At 57.8% G+C, this 2,500-nt stretch carries 2 protein-coding genes, 1 tRNA gene and 2 rRNA genes (2 of these 5 running past the window's edge); all 5 read right to left on the bottom strand.

The annotated features are described in order from the left end of the window. Positions 1 to 41: the beginning of a type II toxin-antitoxin system RelE/ParE family toxin gene (locus AC07SZ_RS15130; protein ID WP_494914870.1), read on the bottom strand. Its footprint begins 271 nt before the window's first position; the window shows 41 of its 312 coding nt (coding positions 1–41); its start codon is at positions 39 to 41; the stop codon falls past the left edge of the window. A 3-nt stretch (positions 42 to 44) separates the two neighbouring features. Further along, positions 45 to 311 (bottom strand): type II toxin-antitoxin system ParD family antitoxin, encoded by a 267-nt coding sequence (locus AC07SZ_RS15125; protein WP_056570605.1) that lies wholly within the window; start codon positions 309 to 311, stop codon positions 45 to 47. 654 nt (positions 312 to 965) lie between these two features. Next, a tRNA-Met gene (locus tag AC07SZ_RS15120) sits at positions 966 to 1,042 on the bottom strand. Positions 1,043 to 1,318: 276 nt separating this feature from the next. After that, a 5S ribosomal RNA gene (gene rrf, locus AC07SZ_RS15115) occupies positions 1,319 to 1,433 on the bottom strand. A gap of 153 nt (positions 1,434 to 1,586) precedes the next feature. Next, positions 1,587 to 2,500: ribosomal RNA gene (locus AC07SZ_RS15110) — 23S ribosomal RNA — on the bottom strand (it continues 1,884 nt past the right edge of the window).

Genomic DNA, 2,500 nt, shown 5'->3' with positions numbered 1-2,500 from the left:
TCGGCTTCCGCTCTGGGGTGGAAGACAATCGGGTACTCCATCCCCTACTTGGCTTTCGCCTGCTTCGCGCGATGACGCGCCTCCAGCCTGGAAAAAACCGTTTCGGCGGGAACACCCTTATCCGGATCCCGTTGGAGCTCGGCCAGACGCCCCGGGATTTCCTCGCGCAGCCACTTCTCCCGCTCCGCCTCGAAATCCTCGAGCATACGCAGGCCGGCTCGGACGACCTCACTGGCATTGTTGTAGCGGCCTGATTCGAGCTGCTTCCTGATGAAGCTCTCGTAGTGGTCATTCAAGGCGTAGTTGGGCATGGCAACCTCTGGAAGAAATATCCGGTCACGGGAATATAGCAATAGATATCAACTATTGGCAACGCTGATAGAGAGATGCGGATCACACGCCAATTCCGGATTGCTGCGCGGGGTTTGATTCGCCGATTCGCTCGGCCCCGGTGCCCTCGTCGCCGTCTTGGAGCTTGGATTGCGATTGTTTGGGTGGGCCGATCTTCTGGTTCTCCGCGCGGTGAAGGCGGAGGGAAAGACCCCTGAGCGGCTAGATTCGTCTGGGCTTGGTTTGGGATGGTCGCTCTGATTCGGCTTTCGCCGTTGGGTCGGGCGTTGGGTCCGGCTTCGGAAGGGTCTGCGCTTTGCGGCGGCGTCAGCGGAGGCTGAGCACCCGGATCCGGGGAGCGGATTGATGGCGGCGGCCGCCTTCCAGGACGGGAGCGGCCCGCGGGCTGTGAGCCAGGCGGGCTGATTTGGGTGTTGTGGTTCATCCGGATAGCAAAACGGCCCGCCGGCGGGATGCCGGGCGGGCCGTTTATTGTCTGGTTTTGGGGACGGGATTTGGGTTTCTGTCCCGCGGCGTCGGCTTTGCCGCCTTGCGGGGCTCTGATGACGGGTTAAAATCGGTCGGCCACCACGGCCAAATACAAAAGAGCCCGCACAAGGCGGGCTCTTTTGATTTGGTTGCGGGGACAGGATTTGAACCTGTGACCTTCAGGTTATGAGCCTGACGAGCTACCGGGCTGCTCCACCCCGCGTCAACCCTAGGCAAGCGTTTGCTTGCCGAACTGAGCAAGCGTTTGCTTGCCGAACTGAGCAAGCGTTTGCTTGCTGATCCGAGCAAGCGTTTGCTTGCTTTGGCGGTAAGCGCACACCTACGAATAGGATGGCCTACAGATAGGTAGATGGCTCACCAAATGAAAGGGCCGCTTTCGCGGCCCGAGATCCCGTTGGCGGGCCTGTTCATAAAGAGAAGATTTCTCTGCGTCCGGATCATTTTGATCCTGGATGAGAGACGAACGTGCGTTTAGCAGACCTGGCAGCGACCTACTCTCCCGCGTCTTGAGACGAAGTACCATCAGCGCTGGAGCGTTTCACGGCCGAGTTCGGAATGGGATCGGGTGCAGCCGCTCCGCCATAACCACCAGGTCGGCAAAACGCACGTTGTTCGAGAAGCTTTTTGAGCGAAGAAGCATAGAGAGACGTCGGCAGCGGAGCTGTCGGTCGCCTCTCGGGGCTTTTTCGCTGGTCTTGTTGTGCCTTCATCGTCCCGATTGGGAGTGATGAGCATAAGGAATGAGAACGATCAAGCCGATCGAACTATTAGTACCGGTAAGCTTCAAGCGTTGCCGCTCTTCCACACCCGGCCTATCAACGTGGTCGTCTTCCACGGTTCTCAGGGAATACTCGTTTTAAGGTGGGTTTCCCGCTTAGATGCCTTCAGCGGTTATCCCGTCCGGATATAGCTACCCTGCTATGCGGCTGGCGCCACAACAGGTCCACCAGAGATCCGTCCATCCCGGTCCTCTCGTACTAGGGACAGATCCTTTCAATATTCCTACACCCACGGCAGATAGGGACCGAACTGTCTCACGACGTTCTGAACCCAACTCACGTACCGCTTTAAATGGCGAACAGCCATACCCTTGGGACCTGCTCCAGCCCCAGGATGCGATGAGTCGACATCGAGGTGCCAAACAACCCCGTCGATATGGACTCTTGGGGGTCATCAGCCTGTTATCCCCGGCGTACCTTTTATCCGTTGAGCGATGGCCCTTCCACGCGGGACCACCGGATCACTATGACCGACTTTCGTCTCTGCTCGACTTGTCAGTCTCGCAGTCAGGCAGGCTTATGCCATTGCACTCAGCGAACGATTTCCGACCGTTCTGAGCCCACCATCGCGCGCCTCCGTTACTCTTTAGGAGGCGACCGCCCCAGTCAAACTACCCACCATACATTGTCCCGGACCCGGATAACGGGCCGCGGTTAGACATCCATAGTAATAAGGGTGGTATTTCAAGGGTGGCTCCACCTGAGCTGGCGCCCAGGTTTCAAAGCCTACCACCTATCCTACACATGCCACTACGAATGCCAATGTAAAGCTATAGTAAAGGTGCACGGGGTCTTTCCGTCTAACCGCAGGAACCCCGCATCTTCACGGGGAATTCAATTTCACTGAGTCTATGCTGGAGACAGCGGGGAAGTCGTTACGC

The sequence above is a fragment of the Mesorhizobium sp. GW821-FHT07A06 genome (assembly GCF_059419085.1).
Note: the sequence above shows the minus strand (reverse complement) of the source record. Positions and strands in the feature narration are given on the sequence as shown.

Coding starts and splice junctions, on each gene's coding strand:
- AC07SZ_RS15125 (WP_056570605.1), bottom strand. CDS start 311: ATGCCCAACTACGCCTTGAATGACCACTACGAGAGCTTCATCAGGAAG.